Genomic DNA, 14,782 nt, shown 5'->3' with positions numbered 1-14,782 from the left:
ACGCACTAGCAACTTGCGCGGCAAGCCGCGCCTCATGCGCCCTCATCCGCCCTCCGGGCACCTTCTCCCGCGAGCGGGAGAAGGGAGCCTCGGCGCTTGTTCAGTTCGAAGCGGCTTAGGCCGCCTTCTTCGCCGCCAGCTGCCGCAGCACGTAATGCAGGATGCCGCCATGACGGAAGTATTCCACTTCCTTCGGCGTCAGCAGCAGCACCTTGACCTCGAACTGCACACGGCTGCCGTCGGGCTTGGTCGCGGTCAGGGTGGCGGTCTTGGCGGCGCCGTCCTGCAGGCCGGTCACGTCCACCACTTCCGAGCCGTCCAGGCCGTGGCTCTGGGCGTTCTCGCCGTCCTTGAACTGCAGCGGCAGCACGCCCATGCCGACCAGGTTGGAGCGGTGGATGCGCTCGAAGCTCTCGGCGATCACCGCCTTGACCCCGAGCAGGTTGGTGCCCTTGGCCGCCCAGTCGCGCGAGGAGCCGGTGCCGTATTCCTTGCCGGCGAACACCACCAGCGGCACGCCGTCGGCCTTGTACTTCATCGCGGCGTCGTAGATCGCCAGCTTCTCACCGGCACCGCCGTCCTTGCCGTAATACAGCGTGTTGCCGCCTTCCTCGCCGCCGAACATCAGGTTCTTGATGCGGATGTTGGCGAAGGTGCCGCGCACCATCACGTCGTCGTTGCCGCGGCGCGAGCCGTAGCTGTTGAAGTCGGCCGGCTGCACGCCGCGTTCCTGCAAGAACCGTCCAGCGGGCGAGTCCTTCTTGATGTTGCCGGCCGGCGAGATATGGTCGGTGGTGATCGAGTCGCCGAACAAGCCCATCACGCGCGCGCCGGTCACATCGTCGATATGGCCGACCTGCATGGTCATGCCGTCGAAGTAGGGCGGGTTCTTGATGTAGGTCGAGGTCTCGTCCCACTGGAAGGACTCGCCGTCCGGCGAGGCGATCTGGTTCCAGCGCGAGTCGCCCTTGAACACGTCGGCGTAGTTCTGCGCGAACAGTTCCGGCCCGACGGTGGCGGCGATCATGTCGCCGATCTCCTTGTTGCTGGGCCAGATGTCGCGCAGGTACACGTCCTGGCCGTCGCTGCCCTTGCCGATCGGCTCGCGGGTCAGGTCGATGTTGACCGTGCCGGCGATCGCGTAGGCCACCACCAGCGGCGGCGAGGCCAGGTAGTTGGCCTTCACTTCCGGATGCACGCGGCCTTCGAAGTTGCGGTTGCCCGACAGCACCGAGGCCACCACCAGTTCGTTCTCGGCGATGCCCTTGGAGACCTCGTCCGGCAGCGGGCCGGAGTTGCCGATGCAGGTGGTGCAGCCGTAGCCGACCACGTAGAAGCCCAGTTGCTCCAGGTCGTCGAGCACACCGGCCTTCTTCAGGTAATCGGTGACCACCAGCGAGCCCGGGCCCAGCGAGGTCTTGACCCAGGGCTTGGCCTTCAGGCCCAGGCGCGCGGCGTTGCGCGCCAGCAGGCCGGCGCCCAGCATCACCGCCGGGTTGGAGGTGTTGGTGCAGGAGGTGATCGCGGCGATCACCACCGAGCCGTCGCACAGGTCGGCGTCCTGCTCGTGGATGCGGATGCGCGACACCGGCTTGGCGGCCAGGTGTTCGGCCTGCGGCTGGGCGCCGCCTTCGGCCTTGAGCTCGTCGATGGCGCAGCCGACCTTGGCCTTGCGGTTGGCGATCAGCGGGCCGAGGTTCTCGCTGAAGTTGGCCGACACGTTTTCCAGCAGCACGCGGTCCTGCGGGCGCTTGGGGCCGGCCAGGGACGGTTTGACGTCGCCCAGGTCCAGCGCCAGCGTCGCCGAATAGGTCGCATGGGCCTGGTCGGGCTCGTGCCACAGGCCCTGGGCCTTGGCGTAGGCCTCGACCAGGGCGATCTGGGCCTCGTCGCGGCCGGACAGGCGCAGGTAGGTCAGGGCCTCGGCGTCGATCGGGAAGATGCCGCAGGTGGCGCCGTACTCGGGCGCCATGTTGGCGATGGTGGCGCGGTCGGCCAGCGGCAGGTGCTGCAGGCCGTCGCCGTAGAACTCGACGAACTTGCCGACCACGCCGTGCTTGCGCAGCATCTGGGTCACGGTCAGCACCAGGTCGGTGGCGGTGGTGCCCTCGGGCAGCTTGCCGCTGAGCTTGAAGCCGACCACCTGCGGGATCAGCATCGACGAAGGCTGGCCCAGCATCGCCGCCTCGGCCTCGATGCCGCCCACGCCCCAGCCGAGCACGCCGATGCCGTTGATCATGGTGGTGTGGCTGTCGGTGCCGAACACGGTGTCCGGGAACGCCTGCAGCTCGCCGTTGACCTCGCGGCCCATGACCACGCGCGCCAGGTTCTCCAGGTTGACCTGGTGGACGATGCCGGTGTTCGGCGGCACGACCTTGAAGTTCTCGAACGACTTCTGGCCCCAGCGCAGGAAGCTGTAGCGCTCCTTGTTGCGCTCGAACTCGATCTTGCCGTTGAGGTCCAGCGCGTCCGGGCGGCCGTAGACGTCGACCTGGACCGAGTGGTCGATGACCAGTTCCGACGGGATCAGCGGGTTGATCTGCGCCGGCTTGCCGCCCAGGCGGCCGACCGCGTCGCGCATCGCCGCCAGGTCGACCACGCAGGGCACGCCGGTGAAGTCCTGCAGCACCACGCGCGCGGGCATGAAGGCGATTTCGGTGTCCGGCTCGCGCGTGGCGTCCCATTGCGCCACCGCTTCGATGTGCTCCGGGCCGACGGTCATGCCGCCGTCCTCGTGGCGCAGCAGGTTCTCCAGCAGGATCTTCATGGAGTAGGGCAGGCGGGCGATGTCGTAGCGCTCGCCCAGCGCCGGCAGGCTGAAGTAGGTGTAGTCGCGGCCGTTGACGGACAGCTGGCGGCGGGTCGAGAAGGAGTCGGGCATGGGGGTGGGGCTCCTGAGGTGCGGCTGGCGCGCCCGGTGATGCCCAGGCGCGGTGGCATGCGTTGCTTGCGATTATCACCCTATCGGATTCATGTGGCGTGCAGACAATGGTCGCAGGCGCGCCACAGCGTTCCGCAAAAACCGCGCAAAGCCTTGCCGGATATGGCTGCGGCGGGTCTGGCGCGTTGCCCGGAAACGCCATTCCAGGCAAAATACGCGGTCGAGGGGCCGCCCATGCCAGACCCGCTCCGAACCGGTCGAGACTGGGCAAGCTCCGAACTCCGCCAGCCCGCGACGCATCCCACTGCCGTGGACGATGCGGCGCCGGCGCGGTGCACACCGCTACATCTACGGGACTCTCCATGCTCTCCAGCTACCGCCAACACGTTGCCGAGCGCGCCGCGCTGGGCATTCCGCCGCTGCCCCTGACCGCACAGCAGACCGCCGAGGTCATCGAACTGCTGAAGGCCCCGCCGGCGGGCGAGGAAACGTTCCTGCTGGAGCTGCTGAGCCACCGCGTCCCGGCCGGCGTCGACGACGCGGCCAAGGTCAAGGCGTCCTACCTGGCCGCGGTCGCCTTCGGCAGCGAAACCAACGCGCTGATCTCCCGCGCGCACGCCACCCAGCTGCTGGGCACCATGCTGGGCGGCTACAACATCCACCCGCTGATCCAGCTGCTGGACGACGCCGAAGTCGGCGCCGTCGCCGCCGACGCGCTCAAGCACACCCTGCTGATGTTCGACGCCTTCCACGACGTGCAGGAAAAGGCCGAAGCCGGCAACGCCAACGCCCAGGCCGTGCTGCAAAGCTGGGCCGACGCCGAATGGTTCACCAGCAAGCCGGAAGTGCCGGAAAGCCTGACCATCACCGTGTTCAAGGTGACCGGCGAGACCAACACCGACGACCTGTCGCCGGCGCCCGACGCCACCACGCGCCCGGACATCCCGCTGCACGCGCTGGCGATGCTGAAGAACAAGCGCGACGGCATCGAGCCGGAAGAAGACGGCAAGCGCGGCCCGATCGCCTTCATCGAATCGCTGAAGGACCAAGGCCACCTGGTCGCCTACGTCGGCGACGTGGTCGGCACCGGCTCCAGCCGCAAATCGGCGACCAACTCGGTGCTGTGGTTCACCGGCGAGGACATCCCCTACATCCCGAACAAGCGTTTCGGCGGCGTCTGCCTGGGTTCGAAGATCGCGCCGATCTTCTACAACACCATGGAAGACGCCGGCGCGCTGCCGATCGAGCTGGACGTGTCGCAGATGAACATGGGCGACGTGGTCGAGCTGCGTCCCTACGACGGCAAGGCGCTGAAGAACGGCGAGGTGATCGCCGAGTTCGCGCTGAAGTCCGACGTGCTGCTGGACGAAGTCCGCGCCGGCGGCCGCATCCCGCTGATCGTCGGCCGCGGCCTCACCGCCAAGGCGCGCGAAGCGCTGGGCCTGCCGGTCTCGACCCTGTTCCGCCTGCCGACCAACCCGGCCGACACCGGCAAGGGCTATTCGCTGGCGCAGAAGATGGTCGGCCGCGCCTGCGGCCTGCCGGAAAACCAGGGCATCCGTCCGGGCACCTACTGCGAGCCGAAGATGACCTCGGTGGGTTCGCAGGACACCACCGGCCCGATGACCCGCGACGAGCTCAAGGATCTGGCCTGCCTGGGCTTCTCGGCCGACCTGGTGATGCAGTCGTTCTGTCACACCGCGGCGTATCCCAAGCCCGTCGACGTCAAGACCCATCACGACCTGCCGGCCTTCATCAGCAACCGCGGCGGCATCGCCCTGCGTCCCGGCGACGGCGTGATCCACTCCTGGCTCAACCGCATGCTGATGCCCGACACCGTCGGCACCGGCGGCGATTCGCACACCCGTTTCCCGGTCGGCATCTCGTTCCCGGCCGGCTCCGGCCTGGTCGCGTTCGCCGCGGCCACCGGTGTGATGCCGCTGGACATGCCCGAGTCGGTGCTGGTGCGCTTCAAGGGCGAGATGCAGCCCGGCGTGACCCTGCGCGACCTGGTCAACGCGATCCCGCTGGCCGCGATCAACAGCGGCCTGCTGACCGTCGCCAAGCAGGGCAAGAAGAACATCTTCTCCGGCCGCATCCTCGAGATCGAAGGCCTGCCGCAGCTCAAGGTCGAACAGGCGTTCGAGCTGTCCGACGCCTCGGCCGAGCGCTCGGCCGCCGGCTGCACGGTGAAGCTGGATAAGGAACCGATCATCGAGTACCTGACCAGCAACATCACCCTGCTCAAGTGGATGATCGCCGAAGGCTACGCCGACCCGCGCTCGCTGCAGCGCCGGATCAAGGCGATGGAAGGCTGGCTGGCCAACCCGCAGTTGCTGGAAGGCGACGCCGACGCCGAGTACGCCGCCGTCATCGACATCGACCTCAACACGATCGTCGAGCCGATCGTGGCCTGCCCGAACGACCCGGACGACGTCAAAACGCTGTCCGACGTCGCCGGCGCGGTTATCGACGAGGTCTTCATCGGCTCGTGCATGACCAACATCGGCCACTTCCGCGCGGCCGCCAAGCTGCTGGAAGGCAAGCGCGACATCCCGACCCGCCTGTGGGTCGCGCCGCCGACCAAGATGGACGCCTCCGAGCTCACCAAGGAAGGCCACTACGGCACCTTCGGCACCGCCGGCGCGCGCATGGAAATGCCGGGCTGCTCGCTGTGCATGGGCAACCAGGCGCAGGCACGCGAGGGCGCGACGGTGTTCTCCACCAGCACCCGCAACTTCCCCAACCGCCTGGGCCGCAACACCAACGTCTACCTGGGTTCGGCCGAACTGGCCGCGATCTGCTCGCGTCTGGGCCGTATCCCCACGCGTGAGGAGTACATGGCGGACGTCGGCGTGCTCAAGGCCAGCGGCGACCAGATCTACCGCTACATGAACTTCGACCAGATCGAGGACTACAAGACCGTGGCGGACACCGTCGCGGCCTGATCGGATCGTAGGTTTCGGGCGCGTTGGCTCTCTAAAAAAAACCCGGCTTCGGCCGGGTTTTTTCGTGCTCTAACGCAATCGATAGAGGTAAGTCCTGCGACATTCGTTGCGGTCATCGCCAGCGATTGGTTTCTGGCCGGGAAGATTCGCAAGGCGGTGGAATCGCAGCGGCTGGACAGCGCGCATTTCGAAGACGTTCGCTTCGGCGGCTCTCCGCTTGGAATCGTCCTCAACCTCTTCCGCATGCGAAAGCTGCCCGTGGCTCATGAGCTGTCGGACCCTGAGCACGTCGCCATTCGGTGGCACTACCGCACGCATCAGGTTCTCGTCGCATTGTTGGCCGTTTGCATTGTTGCGGCTATTCTCCGCAGAATCTTGATCTAACAACCCATTCAAGCCGAAGCGGCTTCGCGGCTCGGCCAAATCCAGGTGATGGCCATGCACGAAGATTTCACCCAGATGCTTGCAGCCATTTGGACCGCGTTGGGATTGCTTGCCTTATCTGCCGTCTATCCGGCGTACAAGCTCGCAAGATCGCCTAAATTCAGCGCCAGAACATCCTTCAAGGCGATTGCTTTCTTGACAGCCATCGCCCCTCTGGTCTTTCTAGGCTTCAACAGACTGCGTGTCGCTCGTATGAACGACGCTCAGTTGCTTCAAAATATGCCGCTTTCAGTATCGGAGCTTCCGGCGCTCTACGTTCTTTGCATGTGCGTCGCTGCGATTGTCCTTTGGCTTCTGCTGCTGCTGCACTCTCGTCATAGGGTCTAACGATCCATCCAAGGAACCCGTTTCCCTCTCCGGCACGCACGCGAAAAACCCGGCTACGGCCGGGTTTACTTTGGCGGATCGGCCGCCGCGCCGTCGCCTGCGCCGATGTGGCGCAGCGCGATTGCCGCCAGCGCCGCCAATAGGGCGGTGCTTACAGCGCTGGTCGCCGCCGCGGCGTTGAAGCCGGCCATGAACGCGGCCTGCGCCTGCTCCAGCACCGCGGCCGGCAGCTCCGGCGCCAGCGATCGTGCGCCGGCCAGGCTATCGGACACCGCGCCGGGCAGTGCGCGCGCGGAGGCGCCACCGCTGTCGCTCATCGCGTTGCGGTAGATTGCGGTGCTGAGGCTGCCCAGCGCCGCCACGCCCAGGGCCAGGCCAAGTTCCTGCACCGTTTCCGACAGCGCCGAGGCCGATCCCGCCTTCTCCAGCGGCGCCGCGCCGACCACCAGCTCCGTGCCCAACGCGGCGATGGTGCCCAGGCCCAGGTACACCAACGAGAACGCCGCCGTCGCCAGCGCGACGCCCTGCGGTCCGGCTTCGAGCCGGCTCATGATCAGATACCCGAGCACCGACAGGCCCAGCGCCATGGCGATCACATAGCCCGGGCGGATGCGCCGCACCAGCACGGGCGCCGCGATGCCGGCCACCAGCATCGCCAGGGCCGGCGGCCCCATCCACAGGCCGGCGGCCAACGGCGACAGGCCGGCCACCAACTGCAGATATTGGGTGACCAGCAACATCGTGCCGCCGACGCCGATCAGGCCGACCAACAGCACCCCCAAGGCGACGCTGAAGGCGCGGCAGGCGAACAGGTCCAGGTCGATCAGGGGATCGCTCAAGCGGCGCTGGCGCCGCACGAAGGCGAAGGCGAACGCCAGGCCGACGACCATCGCCACCGTGGCGCCGAACCCGACGCCGTCCTTGGCCAACTGCTTGATGCCGTAGACGATAGGCAGCAGGCCGAGCAAGGACAGCGCGACGCTGCGCAGGTCCAGGCGCCCCTGTCGCGGCGCGCGGTACTCCGGCAGCGCGAACGGTGCGGCGATCAGCAACAGCGCCACCACCGGCAACGCCACCAGGAACGCCGCGGCCCATCCGTACCGGTCCAGCAGGACGCCGCCCACCACCGGCCCGGCCGCCATGCCCAGCGCGAACATCGTCGCCCACACGCCGATCGCCAGCGCGCGCTGGCGGGGCAGGCGGAACAGGTTGCTGACCAGCGCCAGGGTCGAGGGCATCAGGGTGGCGCCGGCGATGCCGAGCACGGCGCGCGCGGCGATCAGCATATTGGCGCTGGTCGCGCAGGCCGCCATCACCGAAGCGGCACCGAACGCGGCCGCACCGATCATGAGCAACTTGCGCCGCCCGATGCGGTCGCCCAGCGCGCCCATCGTGATCAGGAAGCCGGCGATCATGAAACCGTAGGCATCGACGATCCACAGCGCCTGCGTGCTGGTCGGGCGCAGGTCCGCCGCCAGCGCCGGCAAGGCCAGATGCAACAGGGTCAGATCCAGCCCCAGCAACAGCGTCGGCAAAGCCAGCAGCGCCAGCCCGGCCCATTCGCGCGCGCCCGCACGCGGCTGCGGCGCATCGTCGTGCGTGGCGGACTGCAACAGGGGATCGTCGAGCATCGTCAAAGTGGCCTCCGGCTGTGCGGATCGGAACGGGGCCACATCTTCGGCAGGCCGAAGTACTAGTACAATTTAAGTATTTATCCTATTACTAATGGCAACCGCCATGGCCGAACGCAGCCTCAGCCGCAGCAGGAACGCGCTCTCGGAGTTCCTGACCCGGCACCGCCGCAAGCTGACCCCGGCCGATGTCGGTCTGCCCTCGCACGGGCGTCGCCGCACCCCCGGCCTGCGCCGGGAAGAGGTCGCGGCGTTGGCCGGCGTGGGACTCACTTGGTACACCTGGTTCGAGCAGGGGCGGGACATCCAGGTGTCGGAGAAATTCCTGCTGGGCGTGGCGCATGCGCTCAAGCTCGACGATGCCGACTGCAGCCACCTGTTCCTATTGGCGCACCAGCGGCCGCCGCCGCCGCAGGCCTACCACCGCGTGTCGGTCACGCCGCTGATCCAGCAGTTGCTGGACGATCTGGCGGCCCGGCCGGCCTACGTGCTCGACCTGCGCTGGGACGTGGTCGCATGGAATGCGGCGGCCGACGAACTGCTCGGTTTCGGCGCGCGCGGGCCCGGCAGCCGCAACCTGCTGCGCATGGTATTCGCCGACCCCGCGCTGCGGCGGCGCCTGCCGGCCTGGCGCGAGGATGCGCCCAAGCTGCTCGCGCAGTTCCGTTACGACTACGCGGTGGCACCGGACGATCCGCCGATGCTGGCCCTGCTCGAGGACTTGAAGGCGCTGTCGGCCGACTTCCGACGCGGCTGGAAGCAGCCGCATGGCGAAGACGCGCGGCGCGGGATCGGCTCGATTCTGACGGCGCGGGCACAGCGGTTGGATTTCCGTCACGAGAGCTTGCTGGTCGACGAGCACCGGCATCTGCGCATGGTGGTGTATTTCGCGCAGGCTGCAGGCGCGCAGACGTTGCCGGGGCCTGCCACGGACCGGGTAGGCTGATGGACGGTGACGGGCGGATGCGCGCATGACGATCAAGGCGGTGGTGTTCGACGTGTACGGCACGTTTGGCCCAGGCGTCGTTGATAGCACGCACTGTTTCCAGGTCAGCTACTCTAGTGAAGGTCAGGTTGTTGGTGCCTGGTCGGTCAACACTCGCACTGGCCAAGTTGCCGGGGCAGGCGAGTCACTCTGGGTCGAGTGACGGGGGCTAACGATTCATTCAAGCCGACGCCGCTTCGCTGCTCGCCTTAATTCAGGCGTTCGACCGCAGGGGGCAGATTTGTCGCCGCTTCTAATGACTGCTACCGAGGCCGAGCAGCCGCCAATGCGTCGCGGAATCAGAGGGAAGTCGCGTGAAAAGCAATGCCTGGATCTTGAGGCCGTCGTGGTGGATGTTGCTGGTGGCGCTGGTGGCGTGTTCCAAGGGGCAAGAGAACGGTGTTCTTCCAAGCGGAACTGCTGCACTCGAAAGCTCTATCGAAGTACGCGCGACCAGTGCCGCTGCCTTCGGCCAAGGCCGCTTCCTGCAGTCAGAAGCCACCCAAGTCAGTCAGTACATACGCCGGATTTTTCAGGACAAGGCCGGCAACATATGGTTCGGCACTAACGACGACGGCGTAGTGCGGTACGACGGCAACTCCCTGAATTATTTTTCAGTTGAACAAGGATTGGCGGGCCGAACGGTAAGAGGCATCGTTCAGGATCGGCAGGGTTATCTCTGGCTCGCCACCTCGGGTGGCGTCTCACGATACGACGGCAAGTCGTTCAGAAACTTTACCGTGCGCGACGGGCTACCCGATGATGAGGTATGGAGCCTGCTGCTGGACCGGTCGGGAATCCTTTGGATCGGCACTGCGAGTGGAGTGTCGCGCTACGACGGAAGCACTTTCTCTAATTTTGAGCTCCCTGAGGCAAATATCACCGGTCGTGTGGATAGCCTGATGTGGAGCATCGCCGAGGATCGCGAGGGAAACATTTGGTTCGGTTCCAATGGCCGGGGCGTCTTTCGTTACGATGGAGCCAACATCGCCCGCTTCTCCAAGCACGATGGGCTTGGCAGCGATATCGTGCAGGCGATCATGCAAGACCGAGCTGGGATCCTCTGGTTCGGCACCCGCGATGGCGGCCTGAGTCGCTACGACGGGGTCGCATTCACTCACTTTCCGATGAAGGCTGGCGCTGACGACAGCTATGTTTGGACGATGCTAGAAGATCGGGCGGGCTTGCTTTGGGTGAGCCTCTTGGGCGACGGTCTGTATCGCCATGATGGAAAATCATTCGCCCACTATTCGAACGCAGACGGTCTCGGCAATGCCTATGCGCAAAGCATTTTGGAAGACCGGGATGGAACTCTTTGGGTGGGTACGTCGGGTGGTGTGTACCGTTTCAACGGGAAGACCTTCTCGAATTTCACCCGAGAAGATGCTGTGAGGAAGCCCTGAAGGCTTGCCGCACGATCAGGCGAACCGCACGATCAGGCGAACTTTCAACACAGGCCAATGCGCGCTGCGGCGCCGGGCCGGAAATCGCTGGGATCTGTTGCATCAGACCTACACCCAATCCGTCTGGCTACGAGGTGGGGTAGCGTCACCTGACAATTCATTCAAGCCGACGCCGCTTCGCGGCACAGCTTGACTCAGACATCAGGCGCGCATGGCGACACTTTCGATAATCGGATGGAGGCGGGACGAGATCCGCTGGAGCGCATGGGGCGTTCATGCTCTCTCTGAACTGCCTAGGCGACTACGCAGTTCTCTCGCTGTGTCTTCACGAGCCAGAAAGCATCTCGAGCGTCAGATCAGGGCTAGGATGCTCTTGCAGGTGCCAGACGTACTGCCGGAGCACATTGAGAGCCTTCGCCACATACTGGAAACACTTGGGGCTGAGGTGGTCGTAGACTTCGGCATGGGCGCTCGGTGACCATCCTTAGCGCACCTAACAATTCATCCAGGCCAACGCCGCTTAGCGGTGGGCCTAACTCAGGCGTCAGGCCTCATCGGAGAGCCAGTGGCGAATCGCAGCTACCTATATTCTTCCGACGACCTTCCAGGGTCCCTCGCATGGAGCGAAAAGAAGGTGCTTCATGGGGTTTCTGAATACAATTACGATATTCCGCTTGTGTTCAAAATTCTTCTGACGGGGAATCCTACGGCGTGTCGCTCCTCCATCTGGGAAACGCCCGAGAAGATCGCGATAACCGGAGACTACTTGCGTGGACGGGAAAATTTCATCCGATATTTGGACCGCATCTCCGACCCCGCAGCCCGCCCCCTCATCGACGAAGCCCTTCAATTCTTGAACTCCCCTGCGCACTCTAGGAAGCACTTCATCCTCGAGTGCGGCGAAATCTTCGATCTGACCGAAGGCTCTTTGGCAGCTAAGAACAGTGCGCTACTGGCCGAGATTCAGGAGATCGGCGAAGACATTGATTCCTTGCCAATCCCTCAGTCCGCCTCTACGCAAAGAGGGATTCTATCGAAGCTGTTCAGGCGCAATGCGCCGGATCCGCTCTCCCCGTACTATGAAATCGGTCTTGGTCTCTGGTCCGACATTCTCTACTTCGATTTCAGTGAGAATGAGGGCTGATGGTTCATGCGCCCACACCGCTTCGCGGCTCGACTTAATTCAGGCGTTAGGCCCTATGTCAACAAGTTCGTACTCTTGGCTATTCCCCATTCGCGAAGATGAAATCCCGGATGGGCCGATAACTGCGAAGGATGACGAGTTCAACGAACTCGCTATGAAGCACCTCGAGTCCGAGGGGTTCTCGAGCATATGTCGCGGCTCTTACGTTGAAGGATGGGTCTTGGAAAACAAGTCCACCCTGGCGGGTCTTGGCTATGTGAATGAAAATTTTTCCATCCTCGGGCAAGATCAGATAAGGGCCGCTTTGAACGCCATCGAAACGGCCTTCGATGTGATGAGGGCATATGACTTCTCGTGGCATGCACTGGGGCCGGCTATAGATGATGCGCTATCAAGTCCGGATTCCATTGTCGAAAAGTACGTTACGTCGGAAAGAGACGATCCTTACTATCTAATTCTCTACCTAAGATCGCACCGTGACGTCCTCAATCTAGCGTTAGATGGATTCGGTTACGCCATGTACGTGCTCTACGATCACGAGTGACCCAGTGTCATCGCGATAGGCCTAACAATTCATTCAAGCCGACGCCGCTTCGCGGTGCAGCCTAATTCAGTCGTTAGGCATCACATGGAGATCTTCGTGGCTCGAACTTTGCTCCTCGTGCTTCTAACGGTGGCGCACCCTTTGGCGTATGCGGCTGAGCCATTCCCCTCGTTCGAGGTCTCGCCGTTGGGCCAACCGGAACCCCGCTTTCAGTTTTCCCAAGCGCTCGCCTCTAACAATGACCCCGTGGTCATTTCCGTCGCCGGCCGCAATCTGCGCAAAAAGGATCGCGAGCATCGCGTGGACTTGCAGAAGTATTGGTTGCAGCGCAACGTTCCCGCAGACTACAAAATAGTCGTCAGGTCCCTTGTGGAGTGTCCACCAAAAAAGCCTAAACAGTTTGGTGCGTGCGATGAGTATGTGTTCACAGACGCCGCTGGCGCGGAGCACTCCTACTCCTTTTATGTTGGCAACTGGCCGTAGGGTCTACGGGGTGGTGTCTAACAATTCATTCAAGCCGAAGCCGCTTCGCGGCTCGGCTTAGTTCAGGCGTTAAGCCTCATGCTAAGCATTCCCGTATACATACACCTCAACGGGTTCGCGAGTTTGCCCGGCGTCATGGTCGCGTGTCGCGAACTCGTCGCGACGCATGCCTAGCTGATCCTTCAAGCCGGCGTCCGCGGCGCGACTCAACCTGGCGTTAGACAGCAGCATGCCAATCACTTCTGCGGATGTGGAAACAGCAGTAGAGGAGGAGATCGCTCGCATCTCCCAGCCAGAACTGATCGCATGCATTCGGCACCATCTCGTGCCGCCACGTTGCGAGCAACGCGATTGGGACTACGGCGAGCCTGGGCTCAGCTACCCATGCTGGATTTTCGCCGAGCACCCCGCGTCAAACACAGCGTTCGCGTACTGCGAACAGGGATTCGGTCCAGGCGCCCCATGGGGCCTTTTGTCGATTCACGGGGAGCACATGTCCATCGGCATGGACTGCGGTTGGTTTGCCCGGTTGGAGGGGGCATTCCGTGACTCAATGGCATGGGAGGGTGTTGACCCTCCAGGTTACGAGGTGAGCTAGTGCGACCTGGCAATTGGTCAAGCCGCCGCTCGGAGAACCCTGCACTCGGTCATAGGCGCGTGACGCGGTAGGCTGGCGTCAGGTTCCAGGCGGATTAGCGATGACGATACGGGCGGTGGTGTTCGACGTGTACGGGACGCTAGTGCGCATCGGCGAGCGGCGTGCGCCGTTCCGGGCCTTGCTGACGCGGCTGGAGGCGGCCGGGCGGCCGCGTCGCGCGGAAGACGCGGCCTTGATCATGAGCCGCGAACTGGACCTGGCCGACACCGCCGTGCTGTTGGGCGCCGATCCGTCAGCGCCCGAGCTCGCCGCGTCGCTGGACCTTGCCTCGTTGCAGCGCGACCTGGGCGAGGAACTGGGCTCGATACGTCTGTTCCCCGAAACACTGGCCGTGATGCAGGCCCTGGCCGCACGCGGGCTGAAGCTGGGCCTGTGCTCCAACCTGGCCGCGCCGTATGCAGCGCCGGTGCTGCGCCTGCTGCCGTTCGCGCTGGACGCCTACGCCTGGAGCTTCGAGGTCGGCGCGATCAAGCCCGATCCGGCCATCTACGCCGAGGTGTGCCGCCGGCTGGGCTGCCAGCCGGCGGAAGTCCTGTTCGTGGGCGACACGCCCGAAGCCGACCTGCACGGCCCGCGCCGCTACGGCATGCGCAGCCTGCTGCTGCGCCGGGATGGACTGCGCGAGGGCGACGATGCCGCCGATACGATCGCGGATCTAAATGGCGTGCTGGCGGCGTTGGACGCGCGTTAGTCGCGTGGCGGGACGGGGCAGGGCGGTTGCGGCCCACTGCCGCGGCCATGCTGCGCCGGTGCCGAGGACGCCATCGCACGAACGATCATCTTGATGAGGCGATGCCTGCATAACCGCGATTCGCGGCGCGGCACCTCGCGCGCAGGTGTACCGATCTTGCGATCCCGCATAGTTGGCCGGCGTTCCAAGTGCGCAGCGTATTCTTCATAAGCAGGACGCATCGCCGCAGGACCGCGATGCGAAGACGCGAAGCGCGTCGCACTCCGCGACGCTGCGCCTCACGGCGACGTGACGGCATTCGCAGATGCAAAACGCGTGCTGGTGTGTGATTTGCACGCACAGGGGGAATGCATGAAAAACGTCAAAACCATCCGAGCCGACCGGCTCGACCGCGCTTTGCGCTGGACCTTGGGCCTGATCCTGATCGCCGCGGTGGCCTGGGCCTGGGCCCACGGCGGAGGCGGCTCGCTCTGAGCGTCACATCCGCGTCGACGTAGGGAGCGGTGGCAAGCGTACCGTTGCAGTGTCTCGTGGGCTCCGGGCGCTCGAAAGTCAGAAGCAAATCCCCCCTAACCCCCCTTTTTCAAAGGGGGGAACCGCAACGCGGGACACGTAAGAGCCGTCGCCAAAACGCGGTGCTTCA

Annotated in this window: 12 protein-coding genes; 10 read left to right on the top strand and 2 right to left on the bottom strand. The window is 64.5% G+C overall.

The features are described from left to right. Positions 1-115: 115 nt before the first annotated feature. Complete coding sequence (gene acnA / locus LVB77_RS12615; RefSeq protein WP_232906457.1) at positions 116-2,881, bottom strand: aconitate hydratase AcnA; 2,766 nt, start codon at positions 2,879-2,881, stop codon at positions 116-118. 362 nt (positions 2,882-3,243) lie between these two features. Here acnA and acnB point away from each other — a divergent pair, with 362 nt between their 5' ends. Together acnB and LVB77_RS12605 are read left to right on the top strand one after the other, a co-directional pair. Continuing rightward, complete coding sequence (acnB, locus tag LVB77_RS12610) at positions 3,244-5,829, top strand: bifunctional aconitate hydratase 2/2-methylisocitrate dehydratase (protein ID WP_232906456.1); 2,586 nt, start codon at positions 3,244-3,246, stop codon at positions 5,827-5,829. Between the two features lie 438 nt (positions 5,830-6,267). Beyond that, on the top strand, positions 6,268-6,600 hold the full coding sequence (locus LVB77_RS12605) for a hypothetical protein (protein ID WP_232906455.1): 333 nt from the start codon (positions 6,268-6,270) through the stop codon (positions 6,598-6,600). Positions 6,601-6,665: 65 nt separating this feature from the next. Here LVB77_RS12605 and LVB77_RS12600 read toward each other — a convergent pair whose 3' ends face one another. After that, complete coding sequence (locus tag LVB77_RS12600) at positions 6,666-8,231, bottom strand: MFS transporter (protein ID WP_232906454.1); 1,566 nt, start codon at positions 8,229-8,231, stop codon at positions 6,666-6,668. A 106-nt stretch (positions 8,232-8,337) separates the two neighbouring features. Between LVB77_RS12600 and LVB77_RS12595 the strand changes: the two genes are divergently transcribed. The 8 genes from LVB77_RS12595 (at position 8,338) to LVB77_RS21280 (ending at position 14,613) form a co-directional block, all read left to right on the top strand. Then, complete coding sequence (locus tag LVB77_RS12595) at positions 8,338-9,177, top strand: helix-turn-helix transcriptional regulator (protein ID WP_232906453.1); 840 nt, start codon at positions 8,338-8,340, stop codon at positions 9,175-9,177. Between the two features lie 25 nt (positions 9,178-9,202). Continuing rightward, positions 9,203-9,379: a hypothetical protein gene (locus LVB77_RS12590; protein WP_232906452.1), complete on the top strand. Its 177-nt coding sequence runs from the start codon at positions 9,203-9,205 to the stop codon at positions 9,377-9,379. A gap of 151 nt (positions 9,380-9,530) precedes the next feature. Further along, the gene (locus LVB77_RS12585) at positions 9,531-10,619 is read left to right on the top strand and encodes a two-component regulator propeller domain-containing protein (protein ID WP_232906451.1); all 1,089 of its coding nucleotides are present in this window, start codon (positions 9,531-9,533) and stop codon (positions 10,617-10,619) included. A gap of 565 nt (positions 10,620-11,184) precedes the next feature. Then, complete coding sequence (locus LVB77_RS12580; RefSeq protein WP_232906450.1) at positions 11,185-11,763, top strand: hypothetical protein; 579 nt, start codon at positions 11,185-11,187, stop codon at positions 11,761-11,763. Between the two features lie 154 nt (positions 11,764-11,917). Further along, positions 11,918-12,307, top strand: a complete 390-nt coding sequence (locus LVB77_RS12575; RefSeq protein ID WP_232906449.1) for a hypothetical protein — start codon at positions 11,918-11,920, stop codon at positions 12,305-12,307. An 84-nt stretch (positions 12,308-12,391) separates the two neighbouring features. Continuing rightward, the gene (locus LVB77_RS12570) at positions 12,392-12,790 is read left to right on the top strand and encodes a hypothetical protein (RefSeq protein WP_232906448.1); all 399 of its coding nucleotides are present in this window, start codon (positions 12,392-12,394) and stop codon (positions 12,788-12,790) included. Between the two features lie 698 nt (positions 12,791-13,488). Continuing rightward, positions 13,489-14,139 carry an HAD family hydrolase gene (locus tag LVB77_RS12565; RefSeq protein ID WP_232906447.1) on the top strand — a complete coding sequence of 217 codons (651 nt, stop codon included), beginning with the start codon at positions 13,489-13,491 and terminating at the stop codon, positions 14,137-14,139. 351 nt (positions 14,140-14,490) lie between these two features. Beyond that, positions 14,491-14,613: a hypothetical protein gene (locus LVB77_RS21280; RefSeq protein ID WP_255700561.1), complete on the top strand. Its 123-nt coding sequence runs from the start codon at positions 14,491-14,493 to the stop codon at positions 14,611-14,613. Positions 14,614-14,782: the final 169 nt, after the last annotated feature.

It is taken from the genome of Lysobacter sp. 5GHs7-4, assembly GCF_021284765.1.
Classification (GTDB): Bacteria; Pseudomonadota; Gammaproteobacteria; order Xanthomonadales; family Xanthomonadaceae; genus Lysobacter.
The sequence above is the reverse complement of the archived record's forward strand: the minus strand, read 5'-3'. Positions and strand labels throughout refer to the sequence as shown.